The following is a 22,332-nucleotide window of genomic DNA, read 5'->3' as shown; positions in this document are numbered from 1 at the left end:
CCTAGCGCCCTTTTTGCACCAGCCGCTCGATCGCCTGCGCGCGCCCGACCGCGCGCCGTGCCTCTTGCGCACAGGCGGCCCGACGGGCTTGGGCCAACTCAAGCTCTGAGCTCAGCGCGCGACGCCGTGCGGCAAGCCAGAGCGCCCGCGCTGACCCGCTTGCGGCAAGCATCGCGATATCGCCAATGGCCTGTCCTTGCCGCGCGGCAGCGAGGCCTTCCAGTTCCGCCTCGGTCCGGTTCAGTTCCGCGTTGGCTGCGGCCAACCGGGCCAGCGCCGTAGCCCGCAATGCCGCGCTGAGTCGGCACAACTCTTCCAGGCGGGGATCGGATCGGTTCACCGCCGCCGGGCCCGCTGGCGCATCGCTTCGGCAAACCGGATCGCGGCGGCAACCGCGCGATAATGGTCGCGCCGGATCGGTTGACCGATGTCAACCGTGGCATAAATCGCGCGGGCCGTGGGCGGATCGCGCCGCATGGGCACGCCGGACTCGGCCGCGACCTCTCGTATCCGGGCCGCGATCTCGTCCATGCCCTTCGCGACGCAGACCGGCGGACCAACCGCGGTGCGGTCCCAGGATAGCGCCACGGCGTAGTGCCGCGGGTTGACGATCACCACATCAGCCCCTGGTACGTCGGCAAGCATTCTGTTGGTCGCGATCTCGAACGCCCGTTGCCGTCGTTGCTGTTTCATCTGGGGATCACCCTCGGCCTGCTTGATCTCCTCCTTAAGATCCTCATGCGACATGCGGTGACGACGGCGATGTTCGGCCTGTTGCCACAGCAGGTCGATCACCCCGAACACGCCGGCAATGGCAACCACGACTCCCATGAACCCGACCCCCAGGCGCAGCGAGGCCGCGCTGGCCGGCCCCGGATCCAGTCGTATAAGGGTAAGGACCTGTTCCAGGTTGGCCGCGAGGTAAACCCCCAGTAAGATGCCGTAAATCAACAGTTTCACGGCGCTCTTGGCGAATTCGAACAAACCCGAACGCCCGAATTTCTGGGCCGCGTTGGAAACGGGGGAAATCCGCGACAGCTTGGGCTTCAGCCGTGATGGCGCAAAGACAAGGCTGCGCTGCGTCAGGATCGAGGCCATGATCGCCAGGCCCGGGACCGCCAGCCATGGAAGCGCCCCGGCCCCCACCGCCCATAGCAGGCCACCGATCGGCGGCTGCGTGGCATCGGAGAGGAACAGCGGGGCCAGCCGATCGGCACCACCCAACAGCCCGGCCCCCAGCCCGCCCAGCGCACCGAGGCTGGTCGTCCCAAACGCCAGCGCCGCCAACCACATTCCCGCATAGGCCGCCGCAGTATCGAGATCGGTCGAACGCGGCACCTCGCCCTTCTTGCGCGCATCTTCCAGCTTTTTCGGGGTGGGGTCATGCGGCTTTTCACCGGCCGGACCGTCCTCGGACGCGCTCATCCTCCGCCCCCGAACGGCATCAACAGCACCCCGTCCAGCCGCGCCCGCCAAAGATCGAGGAGCGGGGGCAAGGCCAGCAACAGCAGGCCAAGACCGCCGGCCGTGATTGCAGGGGCGCCGACAAAAGCAACCATAAGTTGCGGCATGGCCTTGTTGATAACCCCGATCCCCAGGTTGTAAAGAAAGGCCGCTGCGACAAAGGGCATGGCCAGCCTTACCGCCAGGGCAAAGGCGCGCGCGATTTCGGTCACGCCCCAATCGGCCAATACCGCCGCAGGCGGTAGCTGGCCGACGGGCAAAACCTGGTAGGACAGGATCATCGCCTCGGCCGCGCGCACGTGCAGGCCCGTCATCGTGGCCAGGGCCAACCCCGCCATCACCATCAACCGGCCCATCGCGGGCTGCGGGTCCATCGTCGTTCCGCCCAGCATCTGCGACAAAGAGGTCGCCTGTGCGGCGATGTCACCTGCCATCTGCAAGGCCAGGATCATCAGCCGAAGCACCAAACCCATCGCCAGCCCCGCAGCGACCTCAACACTCAGGGCCAGCGGCGCAAGCCCCGGCTGAACGGCAATCGCGGGACTGACCGCAGGCGCCACGACGACGGCAAAGGCCAGGGCCAGTGCAAGCCGTACTCGCACCGGAACTGTCTGTTCGCCAAAGGCGGGCAACAGCGCCAGCACCGCGCCGACGCGAATGAACACGAAAATCCCCGCCAGTGTCAGCCCCTGCCAGGGCGCCATCAGTTCGTCGAACACGAAAGTCATGGCGGCACCGTACCGACAAGCGCAGGACGCGCATGTGTGCCGATTTCCTCGAAGGACAGAACCGGGATTGCGATACCCTTGGCCGAAAGGACGGTCCGCAGGAACCGCCTTCGTCGCGCCGGCACGGCAAGAACCGGCGAAAGCCCCGCCTCGGCGGCTCGCGCTTGCCTGTCCGCAACCGCCCCGGCCAGGCGGTTGAAGCTTTCGGGAGGCAGCGCGATATCTGGGCAACCGGCATCTGACCCGACCTGATGCTCAGCGAACCGCTCTTCCCAGTCCGGCGCAAGCTGCAACAGCGGCAGGGTGTTGTCGTCGCGGCGATGCTCGGCCACCAATTGCATGCCGAGCCGCTGACGAACATGTTCGCAGATCTCCTCGGGCGTGACATTGGGCGCGCGGGCCTCGGCAACAGCCTCGAGGATCAGGCCAAGGTTCCGGATCGAAACCCGTTCTGCCAAGAGCAGGCGAAGAACCGTCAGCAACAGTTCCGGCGGAACCTTTTCCGGAATATATTCTTCGATCATGCGGCGGTTGGCGGCGGCCCGGTCCGGATCGGAGAGTTCCGTCACCTCGTCCAAAAGGCGGCGCAAAGCCTTGCTCGACATCAGCCTCGCAAGGTTGCCGGTGATCACCTCGAGCAGGTGGGTGGCCAGAACCTCTGACGGCTCGACCACGGTCCGACCGACAAGCATCAACGCCTCGCGCTGCGTCGCATCAACCCAGCGGGCCGGGGCAGCGTAAACCGGCTCGCGCACATCGTCGCCATGCGGCAAGCCTGGGTCATCCTCGCCCATCAGAACCAGAACCCGGTCAGGATGGAGCCGGTCGCGCGCAGCCTCTACCCCCTGGATCTTTATGATGTAACGACCCGGCGACAAGGCGGGACTGTCGGTCAGGCGGATATCCGGCAAGACCAGTCCGAACCGTTCGGCCACATGACGCCGCATCGCGCCGATCCGGGCCTCGATTCCGGTGCCTGGGTCCAGCACCATGCGCACGAGATCGGGCGCGAATTCGAGATGAATATCGTCGAGGTCCAGCAGATCGCCCAGCCTGACCGGCCGTTCGGGCGCGGGGGATGGCGCGGGTACGCACGCCCCTGCCGCGACGGCCGCGGCCTTGCGGTGCAACAGGTAGGCGCCGCCCGCCAACAAAGCCGCCCCGCCCATGAAAGGCCCGAAAGGAAGGCCGGGCACCAGCGCGAACAGCGCCATCAGGATGCCCACCGTGCCCAGTGCGGCGGGATGGCGTCCAAGCTGGCTGAATACCGCGGCATCCGCCGTCCCCTTGGTCCCGCCGCGCGACAGTAACAGCGCCGCGGCGATCGAGATGATGACGGCGGGGATCTGGCTGACCAGCCCGTCGCCCACGGTCAGGATCGCATAGGTTTCAAGCGCGCGCCCGAGAGGCATGCCATGCACGAACACCCCCATCCCGAGCCCCATCACGAGGTTGAGAAGGGTGATCAGAAGCCCGGCCACCGCATCGCCCTTGACAAATTTCGACGCGCCGTCCAGCGAACCGAAAAAGGTCGTTTCGGCCTGTTCACGCTCTCGGCGCGCACGCGCCTCGGCGTGGTCGATGGCACCCGCGGCCATGTCGCTATCGATCGCGAGTTGCTTGCCCGGCATCCCGTCCAGGGCAAAGCGCGCACCGACCTCGGCCATGCGACCTGCACCCTTCGTGATGACCATGAAATTGACAATCATAAGCACGCCAAAGACCACGAGCCCGAGAAACACGCTGCCGCCCATCACGAACATCGCAAAGCCCTCTATCACCTCGCCCGCGGCGCCGGTGCCGGTATGACCCTGCCCGATGATCAGCTTTGTCGACGAGACATTCAGCGACAGCCGCAACATCAATGCGGCCAGCAGAACGGTCGGAAAAGCCGAGAAATCCAGCGGTCGTTCGACGAAAAGGGTGACGGTAAAAACCAGGATTGCCAGCGCGAAGGATATCGCCAGCCCGACATCCAGCACCCAGGCCGGCATCGGCAGGATCATCATCACGATTACCGCCATCAGCGCCAGCGCCAATAGGATCGTGGGGCGGAACAGCAAGGACCATTGCAGGTTCAGCATGGTCCGACCCCAGGAGCAGATCGGTCGGTCAGCAGTGGCCCTGGCAATCCCGCGCGGGCAAGAGCTGGCGGCCGCACCTCGCGACTGCACCCGCTTTGCACGATGCCTGCAACGGCCATTTCTTATCCTCCGAATCCGCTGTCACGACCAGGCTAGGGCGCACCGGTTGATGAAGTCTGAACATCCGTCGGTCTGACACCGCCAGGCGCAGACCCAAGCAAGGCATCGAGCGCCTCGCGCATATCCGCACTTTGGACCAGGACAGAGCGGGCGCCGGCCAGGCTGGGCCCGGGGGGCAGCGGCAGATCGCGCAAATCGGCAAGGCGTTTCTGATCCGGCGAACCGATCGCCCGGATCGCGGACCAGTCTTGTCCAAGCCAGGCGAAATCGATGGCGCGGGCGGGGTCGCCAGCCGCCATCGCCGCCTCGGCTGCACCTTGGAAATCACCCCGCGCGGCCCTGGCCCGCGCACGCAGCGCCGCCGCCGCAGAGCCGTCCAGACCTGAAAGATATTGCAGGGCCTGCCCCGGCGCCTGCCCGAAAAGGGCGATCTCGGCCAGCACCATCCGAAGATCGGGGTCATCACGGCCAGGCAGTCCATCGATCAGCGTCTCGGCCTGGGAAACAAGGCCGAGCGTGACGAAGCGCCTGGCAAGGGCCACCCGCGCCGCAGGCCGAGCCTGCGAAACGACGTCCCAGGCAGGACCGCCCGGCACGGCGCGCAGGATATCGGCATCGCTGCCGTGACCGGCCAGCCTCGCGGTGAGGGCATCGGCGATTTCTCCGGCATCATCGGGCGGCGCCGCCTGAAAATTCGCGAAAGCAGTCGGGAACGCGCCATGCAGGCCATGGCCCAGGATGGCAAGCCCCCGCAGACGGTCCCCCATCGGCGTACCGCGCAATTCGAAGCCCAGCGATTCAGCGGCCAGGATGTCAGCCGCCAGGGGCGCTGTTTCGGCATGGATTCGCCGGTCAAGCGACAGCGCCAGCGCCTCGGCGGCGTCAACAGCGCCGCTGTCGGCAATCGCGGTGACCGTTTCCTCCGACTGGGCAGTTTCGGCATGATCCAGCGCGAGCCGTGCCTCGAGAATCCGGAGCCGGGGGTCACCGGGCGCAAACTTGCCGCGCAGCGTGGCATCTCCGATCGCTCTGGCGGTCGTCATGTCACCTATCGCAAGGAACCGCTGTGCCAAGGGAGGGCCAAGACGGTGACGCAGATGCGGAGGAAGGGCGGAAAACCCGCGGCGGATTGCGGCAGTGTCGCGCGGCATGGCGGGCGGCAAGGCCGGCCAGGCCAGCGCGGCCCACATCGCAGCCGCGCCGGGACAGGCGAGTTGCCCCTCGAACACCATCGGTTCAGCGGCCTGCCCGTCGTCGAGAATGGCCGCCATCTGCCGCCAGAGCGCAGCCTCTGGAACATCTGACCCGAACTGTTCGAGAACGCGGGCAGCCTCGGCCCCGAACCCGAGCGCAAGATAGGCCTGGGCAAGCTGTTCTGCCGCGCCCGGTCGCGTCCGGTCGCGCCCGTCGAACAGGGCGCCACGATGCTGAGCGATCAGCGCGGCGGGGGACTGATCCCCTTGCCACGCCGCCACGTCCAGCGCCGCGTCCGGCCAACAGGCAGGTCCAACGCCGGATCGCGATTTTTTCGCAACGGCACCGGCCAACCCGCGGTCGATACTGGTCCGGACGGTCATGTTTGCCGGAGGGTCGGCATCGTGATCCGCCATTCCAGCGCCTGGCCCCCCTACGGATTCGTCTCCGTCCCGAAGGGCCGGGGCCAAAGGGCCCACCAGGCCCTGAGAGGCCGCCCGCCCGACCTGCTGGAAGAGATCCCGGCGCAAGGCCGGAAGCCGGATTTTGCCCGGGCGCGGCGCGAGCAGCCCCGCCACGAAAGGATCAGGCTGCCGCGGCGCAAGGAGGAGTGGGAGGGGGGACAAGGCCGGGCCGGGCGCCTTACCTGATCCTGTCTTGAATGGCAGTTCAAAGGGCGATCCGGCCGGTGGCGATCCATCGCGGATATCAACGACCAGAACCCCCGCGCGCAGGTCGAACGCATGCGCATGTACGCCATCGCGCACCGACAGCCCGATCCGGCCCGGCGCATCAAGAGAAACCGCCGACAGACGGGTGCGCCCGATCTTGTCGAACACCCGCGCAAGGTCGATTCGAAGGCCCTCCTTTTCCAATTGCAACTCATACCCCTCCGCCCCGCGGCCCAGCACCCATGATGTCTGGTCGGGCGTTTCAAAGACGAGGCGCGTAAACCCCGGATGTTCGCCCGACCGGACCGGCACGGTCTGTGCCGGCGCCAGCACGGGAAACACCAACAGGATCAGTGCCAACAGGAGGCGGGGCATCACGCGGCCTCCCTCCTGCTGGCCTTGAGCGCCTCTTCGAGCTCGGCATAGCCGGGGCGGAAATGGCTGGGGGCGTTCTGGCGTCCGACCTCTATGCAGATGCCCGGGGGGTGGTTGTGCAGGTTGGCGACAAGAACCTCGCGGATCAGGTGATAGAAATGCGCGTCCTCCTCGGCGACACCGCGCAGGCGGGTCGCAAAGGGGCCGACCAGGCCATAGGCAAGGAACACCCCCAGGAACGTGCCGACCAACGCACCGCCGATCAGCTTACCCAGGATTTCGGGTGGCTGATCGATCGCACTCATGGTCTTGATCACGCCCAGCACGGCAGCGACGATACCCAGCGCTGGCAAACCGTCCGCCAGAGTCTGAAGCGCGTGGCTAGGATGCAAGGCGTGGTGCAGACTGGCCTCAAGCCGCTTTTCCAGCACTTCCTCGACCTGAATCGGGTCGTCGTAATTCATGCCCCCCGCCCGGAACGTGTCACAGATCAGCGACAAGGCCTCATGATCGGCGGCGATTCGGGGGTACCGCGCGAAAATTACCGAGTCCTGCGGCGCCTCGATATGCGGTTCCAGGTCGACCGGGTTGCGCCGGGCCACCCGGATCAATTCGAATAGCAGGCATAGCAGATCGCTGTAATCCTGCGGCTTCCACTTCGCCCCCTTGAAGACGCGCGAAAGCGATCTCGCCGTTTGCTTAATCGTTCCCAGGTCGTTGCCAATGGCAAAGGCCCCCACGGCGGCGCCACCGATGATCGCCATTTCATAAGGCAGGGCATGAAGGATGATCCCAAGGTGGCCCCCGGCGGCAATGTAGCCGCCGAACACCATTACGAAGATGACGACGATGCCGACGATACCGATCACGGGTGTCTCTCCTTTTGGGGGCCGGTGCGGCGACGCTGGCGGCAAAGCATTAACAAAGCCTCATCACTGCTTGGGGGCGCGCGCATTTCGTCCGGCCAGCACGGCACTGATCGAATAGGCAACCTGCGGTTCCAGCCCGGCCATGATCGCGGCGGCGGCCTCTGGCTGCATGCGGCCGAGGAAACCCGCCGCGAAATCCGGTGCCATCTGCGCGAACAACGCAGAGGCCTGTTCGGGTTTCATACTTTGGTAGACATCGGTCAGCGTGGCGAGATCGGCCTCGGCGGCCTCGTCGGCCAGCGATAACGTGGCGCGCAACGATTCCTCGGCGCGGGAAAGCCGCGATATCTGATGTCCGACCTCTTGGCGCGCAATGTCGAGCGTGGCCTCGCGTTGCGCCAGGGCCTCTTCGAGGGTAACGATCCGGGCCTCGCGCGCGCGCAGCGCGGCAAGCGCCGCAGCCATGTCGGGCGGTTCGGGACAGGCCACCTGTGACGAACGGGCCTGTCCGGTCGACGGAACCGACGTGGCATGGTCGCGCAATCCCTCGGCCAAGGCCAGCGCCGTGCCATCGCCCAGCCGGAACAGGACCGAGACGAGGAACAGGCCGGCCACCACCGGAAGCACGCGGGCGGTCATGATGCACGCTCTGCGCCGTGACGGCGAAAGCTTGGCATTTGCGGGGTCTCTTGCACGGGTGATGCCGATGTGGCGGATTCAGCCCCCGCGGGCAAATCATGAAGCGCAGCGACCAGCAGTTCCAACCGGCGCGCGGCCTCTTCGGCGCGGCCGGTCAGCCGGGCCAGACTGTCGGTCGAGCCCTCGGCCGATTCCTGCGCCCCGGCCAACGCCCTTGTCATCTCGTCCACCTGCGCCGAAAGCACGGCAACCGCGCCCCCAACCCCGGTTTCCAGATCCGTGAACCGGCGCAAACGCCGGGCCAGTACGAAACAATATAACGTCGCGCCCAGCGCACCCGCCAAAAGCAGAACATCCGCGATCAAGGTCATTTCCTGACTCCTCAATTGAATACGAACTCGGTCACCAACAGATCGCGCACGCGGCCAGGACCGGTCACCATCTGGACACGCCGCAGCATCTGTGACCGCAACCGGATGAGCGCGCCGGGATCGTCCAGTTCCGCAAGATCGATGGCGCGCAAATAGCTGTTAAGCACGTCAAGAACCCTGGGCTTGAGATGCGCGACCTCGGCCTGCCGGGCGGCATCCACCTCGAGCTCTGCCGCGAATCGCAGGTGGCGGCTGCCCGCATCCGCCCCGAGCGAGATGATCAGCGGATCAAGCGGCAGGAATGCGATATCGGCAAATGCCGTGTCCTCCGATGTGGGCGCAGCGGCATGGCCGCCTGCGGGAATCAGGCCCGAATAGGCGGCGTAGAACCCGCCGCCGCCCAGCAAGATCGCAAGAACAAGCCCTAAAATCAGGGGCTTGCGTGGTTTTTTCGACGGGTTTTCCGGCGTGGTCATGTCGTCTGCGGCCATGGGCGGGCTCCTCTCCGATGGCTGTGCATAGCCTGATGCGGACTAACCGAATCTTAAGGCGCCCCAGCGCAGGTTGGCCTTGCCACCGGGGCAAGTGCCCCCTGATCGGGAGACGTCGAGGTGCAGCAGGTCATCGCAGTCTGGAATGGATTGACACATCGCCAGAAGGTGATCGTCGCGATCACCACAGTTGTCGTTTTCGCGGCGGTCCTGGGACTGTCGCGCATGGCCGGATCACCGCGGCTGGCGCTTCTTTATTCAGGGCTCGACCCCGCCGCCGCGGGCGAGATACTGCGCGCCCTCGATCAGGGCGGCATCGCCTACGAGGTACGCGGCAGCGCGATCTATGCCGATGCGCGGCAACGCGATGGCCTGAGGCTGACCCTGGCCAGCGAGGGGCTGCCGGCCAATGGTCCGGCGGGCTATGAATTGCTGGACGGGCTGTCGGGGTTTGCCACCACGTCACAGATGTTCGATGCCGCCTATTGGCGCGCAAAAGAGGGTGAACTCGCCCGCACGATTCTGGCTAACCCGGCCTATCGGGCGGCTCGGGTACATATCGCGACGCCCTCGTCCCGGCCCTTTGCCCGCGATATCGCCCCGTCCGCGGCGGTGACCGTGCGCGCCGCCGGCAGCGGGATCGCACCACGGCAGGCGCGCGCGCTACGCTACCTGGTGGCCTCAAGCGTTGCGGGGCTTGCGCCCGAGGATGTTTCGGTGATCGACGGCGACCGCGGCACCGTCATTGCCGATGACACGGCGCAGGGCGTTCTTGCCGATAGCCGCGAGGCCGCACTCAAGGCGCGGCTGGAACGGATCCTGACCGCGCGCCTTGGACCGGGCCGGGCCGTGGTCGAGATCAGCATAGAAACCGAAACAGAGACGGAATCGATCCGCGAACGCCGTGTCGACCCCGAGGCACGCGTCGCCATCAGCGCCGAGACCGAGGAACGCGCGACGACCGCCAACGATACCGGCGGCGGCGCCGTTACCGTTGCCAGCAATCTTCCCGACGGCGATGCCGGCACCGCGCGCAGCAGCCAGCAGCGCGAAACGGAAACCCGCGAGCGCGTCAATTACGACATTTCCGAGACCGAGCGCGAGATCCTGCGTCTGCCCGGCGCGATCCGCCGGTTGAGCATCGCCGTCCTGGTCGGCGGGACGACCGAACAGGGGCCGGATGGCACACCCATATGGGCGCCCCTGCCCGAGGAGGCGTTATCGGACCTGCGCGACCTGATCGCATCCGCCGTCGGCTATGACGAGGCGCGCGGCGATGTCATCACGCTGAAATCCATGCCCCTTGAGGCACCTGCAGAGGACGGAACCGGACCGCGCACCGCCTGGTTTGAACCGCTTCGCCTCGACCCGATGACGATGATTCAACTTGCGATTCTGGCCATCGTGGCAATGGTTCTCGGGCTTTTCGTGATCCGTCCGATCCTGTCGGGGTCGCACCGATTGCCACCCGGCCTGCCCGCCCCGACCGGGCCCGCGGGGGCACAGGCCTGGCTGAGCGGCGAAATCGACCCTGTCGATAGCGGTCATCCGGATGATACCGATGGACTTGCGGTGGCAAGCCTGCCCGCCCCCGGCGAAGACCCCGTTGCCCGCCTGCGCGAGGCCATCACCGAGCGGCGCGAGGAAAGCATGGCCATCCTGCGTAGCTGGATGGAAGACACCGCGGAGCGGGCCTGATGCGGGCTTTTCCACTGGAAGATTTCGCCGCCCGTGCCGATGACGAACCCCTGCCCCAGGCCGAGGACCGGCTGCGCGCTTACGAGGAAGGCTACAAGGCCGGATGGGACGATGCGGCGGCCGCCGAGGCCCAGGCACAGGACCACATCACAGCCGAATTCGGCAAGACACTCGGTGACATGGCCTTTGGCTATCACGAGGCGCGCGCGCATATCATGGGCGGCCTTGCCCCATTACTGAGCGCGATGGTGGATTGCGTCTTGCCAACGCTCGCCTCCAAGGGGTTCGCCCGGACCGTGGCCGACAGCGTTTTACCGCTTGCCCGGGACCTGGCCGACCGCCCGCTGGAACTGCACGTTTGCCCGGAAAATGCCCCCGCGCTGGAACCCTTGCTGGCGGATATGCCCAACCTGCCCCTGACACTTATCAGGGATGACTCGCTTGGCCCGGGCCAGGCACTTTTGTCCACCCCGCGACAGGCCCGCGAAATCGATCTGGATGCGATGCTGCGCGACCTGGGAACGGCACTCGACGATTTTCTGGCCCCCAATACAGAGGAGACACGCCGCCATGGCTAACCCCACCCCCAATACCGCACTGGGCCCGTCTTTCCTGGACCAGGTGCCTGTCGAAATAACCGTCTCGGTCGGTCAGGCGCGACCGCTCTTGCGCGACCTTCTGGGCATGGAACAGGGCGCGATTCTGTCCCTCGACCGCAAGCTCGACGACCCGGTCGAACTTTTCATCGGTGACCGGCTGATCGCCCGCGGCGCCCTGCAAGAGGTCGAAAACAATCCCGGCCAGATCGCCGTGCGTCTGACCGAGATTCTCGACACGCGCGCGGCGGGTTGAACGATGGGCGCGCGCCTGGCCTTTGCCGCTCTTTTCCTTGGCCTCATGACCCTGCCCGCCCCCGCCCAGGAAATCTCGATCTCGCTGGGCGAGGGCGGGTCACTGGCCGGGCGCGGGGTGCAATTGATCCTGCTGGTCACTGTGCTCAGCCTTGCGCCGGGGCTTGCGATCATGGTGACCTGTTTTCCCTTCATCGTCACGGTCCTTTCGATTCTGCGACAGGCGATCGGGTTGCAGCAATCGCCACCCAACATGTTGCTTGTGAGCCTGGCGCTGTTCCTGACCTATTTCGTGATGGAGCCAACCTTTAACCAGGCCTGGACACAAGGCATCCAGCCGATGGTCCAAGAAACGCTGCCCGTCGATGCCGCGATCCCCCTTGTCGTCAAGCCGTTCCGCATCTTCATGATTGCCCGGACCGAACCAGAAACACTGGCCGCGATGGCCAGTCTTCGCCCCGAGGCGCCGCCGATCACGGCCGAGGCCGTACCGCTTTCTGTTCTGGTGCCATCCTTCCTGTTGACAGAGATCGCGCGCGCCTTCCAGATCGGGTTCCTGATCTTTCTGCCCTTCCTGATCATCGACCTCGTGGTTGCGGCCGTTCTGATGTCGATGGGCATGATGATGGTACCACCCGTAATGGTGGCACTGCCTTTCAAGCTTGCCTTTTTCGTGGTCGCCGACGGCTGGAGGCTGATTTCGGAGGCGCTGGTGCGGGGCTATTTCCCGGCAGGTTAAGATCGGTTCAACCCGGGCCCCGAAAGCGAGGGCACGCCCCACCGTCACATGGGTCGTGAAAGACGACAGGATGACGATCCCCCGCGTGGGCGAACCGGATCGCGAATTGGCGAGAGGGCAGAGTTGGCCATACGCCTACCACCGGACAACACCCGGAGCGGGGCACCGCCGCCATTGACGCCCCGTCATTTCAGACCGATTGACCTGCACTATTGGCGGTCAAGGCAAGCGTGGCCAAGATCACGCCATCATGTCCGGGCGCGAATGCCCGGCCTGACTCGGCGCGCGAGAACAGGGCATCGCGCAGATGGTGCATGCGACGGATCGATCGGGGCGGTCCGGGCGGAGAAGTATAACGCACCCCGGCATTAACGCACGATGAATTCCGCGTGCAACGCGCCAGCCGCCTTTATGCTCTTGAGGATGTCGATCATGTCGCGCGGTGCCACGCCCAATGCATTCAGCCCCGACACGACCTGAGACAACGAGGTTCCCCCCGGAACCTCGGCGAGACCGATGCCCGGTTCTTCGTCCAGGGCGGCCCGGGTGCGCGGGACCACGACCGTCTCGCCCTCAGAGAACGGGTTGGGCTGAACCACGAGCGGTTGTTCCTCGATCCGAAGCGTCAGGTTGCCCTGCGACACCGCCACGCGCGAGATCCGGACATTGTCGCCCATCACGATCGTTCCCGATCGCTGATCCACGACGACGCGGGCCTTGCGCTCTGGTTCGACGGTGATGTTCTCGACCCGGCTCAGCGCGTGGGCGGGAGAGCGCGCGCGGGTCGCGCCGATATCGAGGGTCACGGTCCCGGCATCCAACATCTGTGCGACCCGGTGGCCAAAATCACGATTGATCGCGCGTTCGATCCGGTCGGCCGTCGTGAAATCTGGCGTCCGCAGGGCCAGGCGCACGCGCGACAGGTTGGCAAAATCGAAACCGACCTCTCGCTCGACCCGCGCGCCGGACGGAATCGTACCAGAGGTCGGAACGCCCTGCACGACAGTCGCGGCCGCCCCTTCGGCGGCGGCACCCCCGGCGATGATCGACCCTTGAGCCACGGCGTAGATCTGACCATCCGCCGCGTTGAGCGGTGTCATCACGAGAGTTCCACCCAAAAGGCTTTTCGCGTCGCCGATGGCAGAAACGGTAACGTCGATCTGCGACCCCGCACGGGAAAAGGGCGGCAAGCTGGCCGTCACGAACACCGCCGCGACATTGCGTGGTCGAAACTGTTCGCCGGCGACATTCACGCCCAGCCGTTCAAGGATGGTCGACATGATCTCTTCGGTAAACGGCGCGTTACGAATCCCGTCACCCGTCCCGTTCAGGCCCACGACCAACCCGTAACCGACGAGGTCGTTGCCACGCACCCCGTCGAATTCGACGAGATCCTTGATGCGGATCGGCGCCGCAGCCACCGGCCACGCGGCCAGGAACGCCAGGACCAGCATCAGCACCCGGCCGATCATGACAGGTAATCCGCAAGGCTGAGCCGCGACAGCCGCGCCGTGATCGCGTAAAGCGTTTCAAGACGGGTTTGCGCCTGTTCCAGCGCGGTGGCGGTTTCATAGGGATCGGCCGCGGTGAGCCGATTGCGCGCAGCTTGCAGGCTGACACGTTCGGCCGCGTTGGCGGCGCCGATACTTTCGATCAGAGCCTCGCCCATACCGACACTGGCACCGAGCAGGATGACCCCCTGCGCCGCGTCTAGCACGGTGTTCCCGGCCATGCCCGCCAAGGCGGATCGTTCACCCGCACCCAGCCCCAGGCCGCCATCCTCGCCCACGAAAGAGGCAAGCGCGAGACCGCACAAAAGCTCGCGCAGCGCAGGATCACTTGCCAGAACGGGCTGTTCGACCTTTTCGCCCAGCGCCAAGACCAAAGGTCCGGCGGGCTGAGGGCTGCCTCGATAGGCCAGCGTTTCGAACCCGCCGCCGGGGGTGTGAAACCACCCGCGGACGGCGTCACGGATATCACCGGCAGTTGTCAGGCCGGCGACCTCGGCGGCCAGGGCGGCCCGGATATCGGCGGCGGGTTCTAGGGCGGGCCCGTCAGTTGCCGCCCCGGCAAAGAGCGACCGCCCGGCAACCTGGGTATTCAACCAGCCAACGGCCTGATCGAACAGGCTGTTGGCCTGATCGGCATGGATATCAAGCGTCGACGGCGTCAACGACCCGCCCGAAGCGGCAAGAGCCCGCCCGACTTCCTGTGCGCCATCGCCCAAAGCACCAAGCGCGGCCTGTACGGTCCCGAAGAACGCGGCCGCCTCGCCGACTGCATGATCGTAGGCGTCAAGCACGCCCAGCCTCTGGTTCATGGCGGCAAGGGGACCGAAATCGCCCCGAAGATCGGAGCGTAAATCCTGTTTCTGCCCGGTTGCAAGCGCCGCGGACAAGGCGGAAATTTCTGTTTTCAGGGCAGACTGTTGGCGGCGCATCATCAGGCCGCGCGAAAGATCACCGATCGAAGACATCTCCATGCGTCAAATTCCCAATATCTTTTCGAACATGTCATTGACCACCTGAAGCACCCGGGCATTCGCGGAATAGAGTTTCTCGAATTGCAGGAGCGACTGAAGCTCGGCATCGCTGTCGACGCCGAGGCTGGCCTCTTGCATGCGCAAGGAGGCGGTGCGGGCGGCGGCAAAGGCGGCATCATCGGCCGCGGCCGCGGCCTGAACCGACTGGTGACCAGCACTTTCACCGGCGAGGGCGTGCAAGGACAGGCTGCGCCCGGCATGGGGGCCAGACAGGACTGTCTGCGCGGTTGATAGACGGTCGGCCATCGCCGACAGCAGGCGACCGTCGCCGACGGGCCCCGCCGACACCGCGCCGAGACCATCGCGCAACCGCCAGAGCGCGCCGCCCTCACCCGGGTCCGCGGCCGCATTGACAGCAAGCCGGCCGGAAAGGCCGGGCGCAGGGCCTGGCCCAGGTGCGGCACCGGCATCGGTGAACAGGCCGGGCGCGCCGGTTGAAACGGTCGGATCGAGCCCCGCGGCCGAGAACCGTTCGACCAGGGTCTGGGCCAGAGCGTCGAGAGCAACCTGCGCGGTGGGCGCGAGCCGGTCGCGCTGATCGAACAGCGCCTCTAGCCGCCCGCCACAGAGCGGTCCTGTCGGGCCGGTGACAGGGGCCGGTGTGCCGTTCAGGGTCGGATGCGACAGCGCACCCGAGGCCAAGGTCATGTCGGCGGTGACGGTATTGACGGCGGCAAAGTCCAGCACCGCCGCTTCGCCATCAAGCAGGGTCGCCCCTGACGCGGAATAAAGAGCGATTGCGCCACCATCGCGCGCATATTCACGAAGAGGAACGATCCCGGCCAGCGTATCGACCAAGGACTGGCGCTGATCCAGAAGCGCATTGGCATCCCGCCCGCCGGCCTGGGCGGCAACAATCCCGGCATTTAGATCGGCGATCCGCGCCAATGCCGTGGTCATGCGTTCGATTTCGGTGGCAATCGCGGTTTCCGCCTCTTGACGAAGGGTCTGGACCCGATCCGAGGCCGTGTTGAAACTCTCCGCCAGGGTCTGGGCCGCCGCCAGAACATCGGCAAGCCGGGTGTCGCTGTCGGGGCGGCTTGCGGCCAGGATCAATGCATTGTCCAGATCGGCCAGCCGGGCGGTCAGGCCATCGCCCTGCTCCGGCGTGCCGAATGCGGCCTCGAGCGTATCAAGAGCGGAAGTGCGGATTTCAGTCCGTTGCGACTCTGCCTCGGCATCGCGGCGCCAGGCGATCAGCAACGGATCGCTTTCACGCCGCACATCCCCGATCCGCACGCCGGCGCCGGACCCGTCCAGCGTTGCGACCGTGGGTTCGATCACGCGCCGCCCGTAGCCCGCGGTCGTGGCGTTGGCGACATTCAAAGAGACCACCTGTGCCCCGCGGGTTGCAAGGCTCAGACCGGACAGTGCATTGGAAAGCGACGCGCTCAGGCTCATGGCTCAGGCCCCCGAAGGTGACTCAACGTTTGATGTTGGTGGTTTCCTGCAACATCTCGTCGACTGTCTGGATGATCTTGGCGTTCGAGGAATAGGCCCGCTGTGTCTGGATCATCTGGGTCAGCTCCGCCGCTATGTCGGTGGCGGATTCCGCGCGCGCATAGCCCTGGACGCTGCCCGTGGGACCGGTGCCCGCATCCCAAAGGAACATGCCGCCGCTATCCGGCGAAATGGCATAGGCCTGGTTGTCTAGGGCGATCAGGCCGTTGGGGTTTGGAACGTCGACGATCGGTACCTGGTAGATCGTCCGGGTGAAACCGGTATCATAGATCGCCTGGACCATGCCGCCGGGATCGACCTCGACCGCTACGAGGTTGCCGACGGGCGATCCATTCTTGTCCACCGAGGTCGGCGCGAAGGTATCTGAAAGCTGGGTCATCCCCCCCGGATCGCCGGGCATCCCGATCGATAGCGCGATCGTACCGCCATTCACGGTGATCGTCATTTCGCCGGTCGCCGGGTCATAGGCCCCCCCCGACAAGGACGCGACCGAGGCGAGCGTGCCGCCCGCGGCCGCACTAGCGTCAAAGGTCAGCAAGTATTCGCCGACCACCGCCCCACCAGAGGCAGAATCCGTGATCTGCATCGTCCATTCATTGCTGGACCCTGCGGCAGGCACAGTGGGGATAAAGGTAACGCCAAGCTGCTGATCGGTGCCGACATTGTCGTAATAGGCCACGGTCAGTTCCTGTGAATCGCCGGGGCCGTCAAAGGCCGTCGCGGTCGCGGGCAGGTTCACACCCAGCGTGATCGCCGTCGTCGGGTCGGCGGCATATTGGTTCAGGCCGATCTGAACCGGCTCAAGCCCATTGGCGGTATCCCGCGGGTAGTGCGGGATGGTGCCGTCGGGATTGGCCGGCCAGCCCATCAGGACAAGACCGCCGGGATCGCGCAGGATACCATTGGAATCGGGCCGGAAAGAGCCGGTTGGCGTCATCATCATCGGCAGTTCCCCACCCTGCTCGACTGCGGTGATGTCGGTCACGGGGAACATACCGCGCCCGTTCAGCGCCAGGTCGGTGGGGTTAGCGGTACTGACCAGCGTGCCGGGGCTATCGACCAGCCGCGTGGTCGAGGTCCGCACGCCACCGGCCGAATAGCCCCCCGATGCACCGCCGGACAGGACCATGGAATGGAAATCTGTTTCCACCCGCCGGTATCCATAGGTCGAGGAATTGGCAATATTGTCCGAGATCGTCGCAAGGCGCGACGCATTCGCGTTCAGGCCCGCCACCCCGGCATTAAGCGAAGAAGAAATCGTCATTGGCTTACCTCTCTGCGGCCCAAGCCCGCTATCTGTCCAAGCCATAACGGCCCCGACTTAACGGGCCGCTAACGGATAAAATTCGCCCTATTCCCACAGGTCAGAGCGCAAGAGAACAACCTCAAGTCGGTTGTTGCGCACCGCCATCGGCGGGGCGCTGGCCGGCTCGCGATCGGCATGGCCGCTCACGCGGCGCAGGCGCGCAGGATCCAGACGGGCCTCTTGCATCAGACTGCGCATGACATCGGCACGGTCGGTCGACAGACCCCAGACAGGGTTATGCGCCAGCACAACAGGGCGCGCGCGGACATGGCCCGCGACGGATACCCCATTGGGCACCACTGAAAAGACGTCGGAAATCGCCACGGCAATCTCGCGCAAAATGGGGCGGGGCATGGCGCTGCCGGGTTGAAAGAGTGGCTCTTCGTCCAGATCGAAAATCTCGATCACCAGCCCTTCGTCGGTAAGCCGCGTGACGATATGGCGTTGCGCCTGCACGCTCAGCATTGCCTCACCGCCGCGCCCGGTCAGCCGGTCGGCAAGGTCGCGCATCGCGCGGGCCTCTCGGTTTTCGTCCGCTTCGGCCGCGTCGGTGTTTTCAGGCAGCTGACCCGTTTCGCCACGTGCAGCGCGTTCCGGGCTGGAATTGTCGCGAGTCGCGCCGGTTCCGATCTTGGCCAGCAACTCTTCGGTAAAGATGCTGTCGCCGCCGAAATTTCCATCGCCGCCGCCCGATATCCTGGTCACCGGAACGGTTGGATTGAAATAGTCGGCAATGCCTTTTCGCTGTTTCTCTGTCGTGGCGTTCAACAGCCACATCAACAGAAAAAAGGCCATCATCGCGGTGACGAAATCGGCATAGGCAACCTTCCAGGCGCCACCGTGATGCCCGCTGCCAGACACGATTTTCTTGCGCTTGATGATGACAGGTCCATTGCGGCCCTCGCCCATCGCTGTCCCCTCGATCTGCCACCCGCGCACAAGGATAGGGCGCATCGGCTGAACGCGGTCTTAACAGTTCAAATGCTCGCGATTTGCACCACTCACAGCCGCCGGATGCCAGGCCGCCCCGGCTTGACCGGTCCGGGCGGGATGCCAAGATAAGCAGGAAACATTTTGGCCTTGCGCGCGGGTGGTGGTGAACAGTGCAAGACAGATGGGCCTCTCTTGAGCCAACCAAGATCGGATCAGGTACTCTCTGCGGTCTATACAAACTCTGTCAACATCCTTAAGTGAAAGGTCTTTCCCCCTTCAGGTGATGCATGCAGGATTTCTCCGGACTGCCCGAAACGCTGACGACGACGTTGGCCGCCAAAGGCTACCTCGAACCGACGCCGGTGCAAGTGGCGGTGACACAGCCGGACTTGGCCGGGCTTGACCTTCTCGTTTCGGCGCAGACCGGGTCCGGGAAGACGGTCGGCTTCGGGTTGGCGCTTGCGCAGGATCTGCTGGACACAGACGGACGATTCGCGCGCCCGGCGGCACCGCTGGCCCTGATCATTGCGCCCACGCGGGAATTGGCCATGCAGGTCCAGCGCGAATTCGACTGGCTGTTCGCAGAGGCCGGGATCATGACCGCGTCTGCTGTCGGCGGCATGGATGCACGCACCGAACGCAGGGCGATCGAGCGCGGCGCGCATGTCATCGTCGCAACACCCGGCCGCCTCAGGGACCATGTGTCCCGGGGCGTGATCGACCTGGGCGACGTCAAGGCGGTCGTCCTCGACGAAGCAGATGAAATGCTCGACATGGGGTTTTCCGAGGATCTCGAATTCATCCTCGATCACACGTCGGACAGCCGTCGCACGCTGCTTTTCTCCGCGACGGTGCCGCGCGGAATCGCAAAGCTTGCGCAAACCTACCAGAAAGAAGACGCGCGGCGGATCGAGGTCGGCGACAAGGACGCGCAGCACGCCGACATCGCCTATCTTGCGCTGACCGTGGCCCCGTCGGATATCGAAAAGGCGATCATCAACCTGCTCCGGTATCACGACGCGCAAACGGCGATCGTCTTTGCCAATACCCGGTCAATGGTGGCGCGGCTGACGGCCAAGTTCTCCAACAGGGGGTTTTCGGTCGTTGCCCTTTCCGGCGAGTTGAGCCAGTCGGAGCGCACCCACGCCTTGCAGGCCCTTCGCGATGGTCGCGCGCGGGTCTGTATCGCCACCGATGTGGCCGCGCGCGGCATCGACCTGCCCGGTCTTGAACTGGTGATCCACGCGGATCTGCCATCCAACGCGGAATCGCTGTTGCACCGGTCCGGGCGGACCGGGCGCGCCGGGCGCAAGGGAACCTCGGTACTCATCGTCCCGGGGCGCCAAAGGTCGAAGGCGCAGCGCCTCTTGCGATCCGCCAACCTGGACGCCGAATGGGGCACGCCGCCGTCGGCCGAAATGGTCCTTGCGCGCGACGAGGACAGGCTGATGTCTGATCCTTCGTGGGAACGCCCGCTCAGCCCGGAAGAACAGAGCTTCGCCGAGCGTCTGTTGGACGTTCATTCGGCCGAGAAGATCGCGGCGGCCTACCTGCGGCTCTACCGCGACCGCAACTCTGCGCCGGAGATCCTCGGCGATATCCCCGAGCCGGGGGCGCGCAAGACGCGCGAGCCGGCCGCATTCGGGCCAAGTACCTGGTTTTCGCTGTCCCTGGGGCGCAAGCAGCGCGCCGAGCCGCGGTGGCTGCTTCCCATGCTGTGCCGCAATGCAGGCCTGTCAAAAGACTCAATCGGGGCCATTCGTGTCCAATACCAGGAAACCTTCATCGAGATCCTGACTGCTGCCGTGCCCGCCATGAAAACCGAACTCGGTCCCGAGCTGGAGATCGAACAGGGCGCGCGTCTGACCGAACTGCCGGGCATGCCGGACCTTGACGCCTCTCCGAAAGGCCCGCCGGCCACGCCGAAGTCTCCGCCAAAGGCGCCTCACCAAAAGCGCGAATCCCATACATCGTCCCCCGGCAGGGGGCATGCAGGTGAACCCGAACCCGCCGGGTCGGTCCAGGCGGAGCCGCACAAGGGAAAACCCGATGCGCCGCAAGACGGACCAGGGAAACACAAGGCGAAAAGACCAAAGCGCACGAAGCCAGATCACGCACAGGCCAAAAGCGCAGGCACCAGGGAAAAGAGGCCATACGGCAAGGGCACCGGACAGGACCACAAAAAGCGCAAGAATGCCGCCGATCCATCCAAGCCGCTTGGACCGCGTCGCGAGCGCGAGAAAGGCCGACCAGATAGCGACAAGCCGAAACGCATCAAGACGCGCGCAGCAAAGGGACCGGATGCGCGCCCGATGAGGAAACCATCGCCGAAGCCCTGAACGCGCCCGCCCTTTCCTGCCGTTCGCCCAAAACGCGACATGCGGCGGCGCGGCCTGTCAGAACTGCCATTCACTGCGCGCGCGGGGGCGGGCCCCGGCGAAACCATGCCACGCGGGATCTTTCGGGTAACCAACAGAAACAACCAGACGTCGGAGGCCGGCCCGAATCTGTCGTTAAGCGATTGGTTTATCACCGCAACACAGCAAACAAATACGGACGTTGCCCGGACCCAGAGTTCGCCTTACGTTCTCACTCATGCGAGTCGATCTTCGAGATCTCTTTCCTCTCCGGCCCGCCCGTGTCCATGAGGTCGGCGGGCCTGTTGCGGTGGGATTTGCGGCGATGTCCGTGCGGGATGGGGCGCTCTGGATCCGGGAGGGCTGGCTCGGCGACACGATCATGCCGCAGGGGCTTCTGGGCTATCTCAATCCTGCGCGACTTTTTCTGGCGCGCCCCAAGGATCAGACCGATGCACTGGCCGTGGCCGAGGAGGCCCTGAAAGACGGCGCGCTGCCCGTTGTCATCCTAGAGATCACCCGGGCGCTGAACCTGCGCGAGGGGCGAAGGTTGCAATTGGCGGCGAAGGTGGGCGGTACGACAGGGCTGTGCCTAATCCCCGAGGGCATGGGATCGAACGCCGCCGAGACCCGCTGGCATGTGGCCGCCGATGCCGCCGGCAATCCGATGGGGTGGCGTGACGTACAGAACGTTCTGTTGCATTCGGCGTCTCTGACCGGGTCTGCCTACGGTGGGCCGGCGACGGGCCAAGAGGACGGTGTCTGGTTTTCGACCGGGACCGAGAATTTCAACGGTGGTGGTCACATCGCGAAGATGCTGAAGGCGATCCATGCGCAGGAAAGCCGCAAGGCCGCGGCCGAGAAGATGACGACCGTCATCGCCGAGCTGCGCGCCATGAAGCTGACCAGGGCCGCTGAGTTGCTCGACGAGAGCGGCCACGAGACCCTGACCTACTACGGCTTTCCGGATAGCCATTGGATCAAGCTGAAAACCAACAACCCGCTGGAGCGCATCATGCGGGAAATCCGCCGCCGCACCCGGGTCGTCGGAGCATTTCCGGACGGGAAGTCCTGCCTCAACCTGGCAGCGGCCCGCTTGCGTCACGTCGCCGGGACCCACTGGTCCACCCGCAAGTACATGAACATGACCCCGCTGTTTGCGGATCAAACCCAGGGAGCCGTCGTCGCGTGATCGAAAGTGCGAAAGATCTTTGACACTACCATGGGCTACGCCTCGGCACGAGCCTTTCGAGAGCGGTGTGTGGGGCAGTTTGTGGGGCAAAATCCTGCCCTCAAAAAGCAAAAGCCCCAAGAAACCAAGGTTTCTCGGGACTTTTCTGCTTGACAGTGGTGCCGGTGAAGGGACTCGAACCCCCGACCCCATCATTACGAATGACGTGCTCTACCAGCTGAGCTACACCGGCGCTGTGGCGGGGTCT

Annotated in this window: 20 protein-coding genes, 1 tRNA gene and 1 pseudogene; 6 read left to right on the top strand and 16 right to left on the bottom strand. The window is 65.2% G+C overall.

Annotated elements, in window-relative coordinates; genetic code table 11:
* Position 1 precedes the first annotated feature (1 nt).
* From EV663_RS08495 to EV663_RS08455, 9 genes are all read right to left on the bottom strand, one after another.
* Positions 2 to 340 (bottom strand): hypothetical protein, encoded by a 339-nt coding sequence (locus EV663_RS08495; protein ID WP_132951361.1) that lies wholly within the window; start codon positions 338 to 340, stop codon positions 2 to 4.
* Complete coding sequence (locus EV663_RS08490) at positions 337 to 1,425, bottom strand: EscU/YscU/HrcU family type III secretion system export apparatus switch protein (protein WP_132951360.1); 1,089 nt, start codon at positions 1,423 to 1,425, stop codon at positions 337 to 339. Before EV663_RS08490 ends, EV663_RS08495 begins: the two co-directional genes overlap by 4 nt.
* The gene (locus EV663_RS08485; protein ID WP_132951359.1) at positions 1,422 to 2,192 is read right to left on the bottom strand and encodes a flagellar biosynthetic protein FliR; all 771 of its coding nucleotides are present in this window, start codon (positions 2,190 to 2,192) and stop codon (positions 1,422 to 1,424) included. The genes EV663_RS08490 and EV663_RS08485 overlap by 4 nt, the downstream gene beginning before the upstream one ends.
* Positions 2,189 to 4,276 (bottom strand): flagellar biosynthesis protein FlhA, encoded by a 2,088-nt coding sequence (flhA, locus tag EV663_RS08480; protein ID WP_132951358.1) that lies wholly within the window; start codon positions 4,274 to 4,276, stop codon positions 2,189 to 2,191. Before flhA ends, EV663_RS08485 begins: the two co-directional genes overlap by 4 nt.
* Positions 4,277 to 4,428: 152 nt before the next feature.
* On the bottom strand, positions 4,429 to 6,636 hold the full coding sequence (locus EV663_RS08475) for a hypothetical protein (protein ID WP_132951357.1): 2,208 nt from the start codon (positions 6,634 to 6,636) through the stop codon (positions 4,429 to 4,431).
* Positions 6,636 to 7,505 carry a flagellar motor stator protein MotA gene (gene motA, locus EV663_RS08470; RefSeq protein WP_132951356.1) on the bottom strand — a complete coding sequence of 290 codons (870 nt, stop codon included), beginning with the start codon at positions 7,503 to 7,505 and terminating at the stop codon, positions 6,636 to 6,638. Before motA ends, EV663_RS08475 begins: the two co-directional genes overlap by 1 nt.
* A gap of 63 nt (positions 7,506 to 7,568) precedes the next feature.
* Positions 7,569 to 8,144: a MotE family protein gene (locus EV663_RS08465; RefSeq protein WP_132951355.1), complete on the bottom strand. Its 576-nt coding sequence runs from the start codon at positions 8,142 to 8,144 to the stop codon at positions 7,569 to 7,571.
* Positions 8,141 to 8,515: a hypothetical protein gene (locus tag EV663_RS08460; protein ID WP_132951354.1), complete on the bottom strand. Its 375-nt coding sequence runs from the start codon at positions 8,513 to 8,515 to the stop codon at positions 8,141 to 8,143. The genes EV663_RS08465 and EV663_RS08460 overlap by 4 nt, the downstream gene beginning before the upstream one ends.
* An 11-nt stretch (positions 8,516 to 8,526) precedes the next feature.
* Positions 8,527 to 9,006 (bottom strand): flagellar basal body-associated FliL family protein, encoded by a 480-nt coding sequence (locus EV663_RS08455; protein ID WP_243697912.1) that lies wholly within the window; start codon positions 9,004 to 9,006, stop codon positions 8,527 to 8,529.
* Between the two features lie 120 nt (positions 9,007 to 9,126).
* On the opposite strand from EV663_RS08455, the gene fliF reads away from it, so the two are divergent.
* From fliF to fliP, 4 genes are read left to right on the top strand one after another with little or no spacing between them, the layout of a single operon-like run.
* Positions 9,127 to 10,704 carry a flagellar basal-body MS-ring/collar protein FliF gene (gene fliF / locus EV663_RS08450; RefSeq protein ID WP_132951353.1) on the top strand — a complete coding sequence of 526 codons (1,578 nt, stop codon included), beginning with the start codon at positions 9,127 to 9,129 and terminating at the stop codon, positions 10,702 to 10,704.
* A complete protein-coding gene (locus EV663_RS08445; RefSeq protein WP_132951352.1) occupies positions 10,704 to 11,282 on the top strand; it encodes a FliH/SctL family protein in 579 nt (192 codons plus the stop codon). Before fliF ends, EV663_RS08445 begins: the two co-directional genes overlap by 1 nt.
* Positions 11,275 to 11,556: a FliM/FliN family flagellar motor switch protein gene (locus EV663_RS08440; RefSeq protein ID WP_132951351.1), complete on the top strand. Its 282-nt coding sequence runs from the start codon at positions 11,275 to 11,277 to the stop codon at positions 11,554 to 11,556. Before EV663_RS08445 ends, EV663_RS08440 begins: the two co-directional genes overlap by 8 nt.
* A gap of 3 nt (positions 11,557 to 11,559) precedes the next feature.
* Positions 11,560 to 12,294 (top strand): flagellar type III secretion system pore protein FliP, encoded by a 735-nt coding sequence (gene fliP / locus EV663_RS08435; protein ID WP_132951350.1) that lies wholly within the window; start codon positions 11,560 to 11,562, stop codon positions 12,292 to 12,294.
* Positions 12,295 to 12,484: 190 nt separating this feature from the next.
* Here the strand turns inward: fliP and EV663_RS15960 are convergent, their stop codons facing one another.
* The 6 genes from EV663_RS15960 to EV663_RS08410 all read right to left on the bottom strand — a co-directional run bounded on the left by EV663_RS15960 (position 12,485) and on the right by EV663_RS08410 (position 18,557).
* Entirely contained in the window at positions 12,485 to 12,610 is a 126-nt protein-coding gene (locus tag EV663_RS15960; protein ID WP_279432539.1) for a hypothetical protein, read from the bottom strand.
* Positions 12,611 to 12,662: 52 nt separating this feature from the next.
* Positions 12,663 to 13,766, bottom strand: coding sequence for a flagellar basal body P-ring protein FlgI (locus EV663_RS08430; protein ID WP_132951349.1), 1,104 nt, complete (start codon positions 13,764 to 13,766; stop codon positions 12,663 to 12,665).
* Positions 13,763 to 14,776 carry a flagellin gene (locus tag EV663_RS08425; RefSeq protein ID WP_132951348.1) on the bottom strand — a complete coding sequence of 338 codons (1,014 nt, stop codon included), beginning with the start codon at positions 14,774 to 14,776 and terminating at the stop codon, positions 13,763 to 13,765. Before EV663_RS08425 ends, EV663_RS08430 begins: the two co-directional genes overlap by 4 nt.
* Before the next feature lie 3 nt (positions 14,777 to 14,779).
* Positions 14,780 to 16,237 carry a flagellar hook-associated protein FlgK gene (gene flgK, locus EV663_RS08420; RefSeq protein ID WP_132951347.1) on the bottom strand — a complete coding sequence of 486 codons (1,458 nt, stop codon included), beginning with the start codon at positions 16,235 to 16,237 and terminating at the stop codon, positions 14,780 to 14,782.
* 22 nt (positions 16,238 to 16,259) lie between these two features.
* Positions 16,260 to 17,561: a flagellar hook protein FlgE gene (locus tag EV663_RS08415; RefSeq protein ID WP_132951346.1), complete on the bottom strand. Its 1,302-nt coding sequence runs from the start codon at positions 17,559 to 17,561 to the stop codon at positions 16,260 to 16,262.
* Positions 17,562 to 17,648: 87 nt separating this feature from the next.
* Positions 17,649 to 18,557 carry a flagellar motor protein MotB gene (locus EV663_RS08410; protein WP_425057132.1) on the bottom strand — a complete coding sequence of 303 codons (909 nt, stop codon included), beginning with the start codon at positions 18,555 to 18,557 and terminating at the stop codon, positions 17,649 to 17,651.
* Between the two features lie 266 nt (positions 18,558 to 18,823).
* Between EV663_RS08410 and EV663_RS08405 the strand changes: the two genes are divergently transcribed.
* Positions 18,824 to 20,875: a DEAD/DEAH box helicase gene (locus EV663_RS08405; protein WP_243697911.1), complete on the top strand. Its 2,052-nt coding sequence runs from the start codon at positions 18,824 to 18,826 to the stop codon at positions 20,873 to 20,875.
* An 823-nt stretch (positions 20,876 to 21,698) separates the two neighbouring features.
* Positions 21,699 to 22,085 (top strand): annotated as a pseudogene (locus tag EV663_RS08395) (transposase); the annotation flags it as partial.
* 156 nt (positions 22,086 to 22,241) lie between these two features.
* On the opposite strand, the gene EV663_RS08390 reads toward EV663_RS08395, so the two are convergent.
* A tRNA-Thr gene (locus EV663_RS08390) sits at positions 22,242 to 22,317 on the bottom strand.
* Positions 22,318 to 22,332: the final 15 nt, after the last annotated feature.

The sequence above is a fragment of the Rhodovulum bhavnagarense genome (assembly GCF_004343505.1).
Classification (GTDB): Bacteria; Pseudomonadota; Alphaproteobacteria; order Rhodobacterales; family Rhodobacteraceae; genus Rhodovulum; species Rhodovulum bhavnagarense.
Note: the sequence above shows the minus strand (reverse complement) of the source record. Positions and strands in the feature narration are given on the sequence as shown.

What these genes read in the sequence shown, in the direction of transcription:
- EV663_RS08490 (WP_132951360.1), bottom strand. Translation starts at nt 1,425, where the DNA reads ATGAGCGCGTCCGAGGACGGTCCGGCCGGTGAAAAGCCGCATGACCCC.
- EV663_RS08485 (WP_132951359.1), bottom strand. Translation starts at nt 2,192, where the DNA reads ATGACTTTCGTGTTCGACGAACTGATGGCGCCCTGGCAGGGGCTGACA.
- flhA (WP_132951358.1), bottom strand. Translation starts at nt 4,276, where the DNA reads ATGCTGAACCTGCAATGGTCCTTGCTGTTCCGCCCCACGATCCTATTG.
- EV663_RS08475 (WP_132951357.1), bottom strand. Translation starts at nt 6,636, where the DNA reads ATGCCCCGCCTCCTGTTGGCACTGATCCTGTTGGTGTTTCCCGTGCTG.
- EV663_RS08465 (WP_132951355.1), bottom strand. Translation starts at nt 8,144, where the DNA reads ATGACCGCCCGCGTGCTTCCGGTGGTGGCCGGCCTGTTCCTCGTCTCG.
- EV663_RS08460 (WP_132951354.1), bottom strand. Translation starts at nt 8,515, where the DNA reads ATGACCTTGATCGCGGATGTTCTGCTTTTGGCGGGTGCGCTGGGCGCG.
- EV663_RS08455 (WP_243697912.1), bottom strand. Translation starts at nt 9,006, where the DNA reads ATGGCCGCAGACGACATGACCACGCCGGAAAACCCGTCGAAAAAACCA.
- EV663_RS08445 (WP_132951352.1), top strand. Translation starts at nt 10,704, where the DNA reads ATGCGGGCTTTTCCACTGGAAGATTTCGCCGCCCGTGCCGATGACGAA.
- EV663_RS08440 (WP_132951351.1), top strand. Translation starts at nt 11,275, where the DNA reads ATGGCTAACCCCACCCCCAATACCGCACTGGGCCCGTCTTTCCTGGAC.
- fliP (WP_132951350.1), top strand. Translation starts at nt 11,560, where the DNA reads ATGGGCGCGCGCCTGGCCTTTGCCGCTCTTTTCCTTGGCCTCATGACC.
- EV663_RS15960 (WP_279432539.1), bottom strand. Translation starts at nt 12,610, where the DNA reads ATGCACCATCTGCGCGATGCCCTGTTCTCGCGCGCCGAGTCAGGCCGG.
- EV663_RS08430 (WP_132951349.1), bottom strand. Translation starts at nt 13,766, where the DNA reads ATGATCGGCCGGGTGCTGATGCTGGTCCTGGCGTTCCTGGCCGCGTGG.
- EV663_RS08425 (WP_132951348.1), bottom strand. Translation starts at nt 14,776, where the DNA reads ATGGAGATGTCTTCGATCGGTGATCTTTCGCGCGGCCTGATGATGCGC.
- flgK (WP_132951347.1), bottom strand. Translation starts at nt 16,237, where the DNA reads ATGAGCCTGAGCGCGTCGCTTTCCAATGCACTGTCCGGTCTGAGCCTT.
- EV663_RS08415 (WP_132951346.1), bottom strand. Translation starts at nt 17,561, where the DNA reads ATGACGATTTCTTCTTCGCTTAATGCCGGGGTGGCGGGCCTGAACGCG.
- EV663_RS08410 (WP_425057132.1), bottom strand. Translation starts at nt 18,557, where the DNA reads ATGCGCCCTATCCTTGTGCGCGGGTGGCAGATCGAGGGGACAGCGATG.
- EV663_RS08405 (WP_243697911.1), top strand. Translation starts at nt 18,824, where the DNA reads ATGCAGGATTTCTCCGGACTGCCCGAAACGCTGACGACGACGTTGGCC.